This is a genomic window from Microbacterium sp. GbtcB4 (assembly GCF_019091465.1).
Taxonomy (GTDB): domain Bacteria; phylum Actinomycetota; class Actinomycetes; order Actinomycetales; family Microbacteriaceae; genus Microbacterium; species Microbacterium paraoxydans.
In genome coordinates this window covers 1-230 of sequence record NZ_JAGXJJ010000744.1, presented here as the reverse complement: position 1 = coordinate 230, position 230 = coordinate 1, and the positions used below count along the sequence as shown (strand labels likewise).

Sequence of the window (230 nt, the reverse complement as noted above, 5' to 3'; positions counted from 1 at the left end):
AGCGCGGTGCCGAGACCCCGCAGTCTCTCCAGGGCGTCGAGGGCGAGCTGGCACCCCGGAGACCCCTCGATCGCAGGGATCGTCGGAGTTCGTCCCGCGTCCAGGTAGTCACCGAGCTCCTCGATCGTGTGCCCGACGAGGTCGGCGGGCTCCAGGCCGAGGCGGCGCAGCTGGTCGACCTCGTGGTGGTCGGTCAGCGCCACGCCCCCATCCCTGTGAACAGGAGCCGG

1 pseudogene is annotated in these 230 nt (G+C 71.7%); it reads right to left on the bottom strand.

Annotation, left to right across the window (positions count from 1 at the left end):
- A pseudogene (locus KVS71_RS19480) lies at positions 1–203 on the bottom strand (hypothetical protein); the annotation flags it as partial.
- Between the last annotated feature and the right edge of the window lie 27 nt (positions 204–230).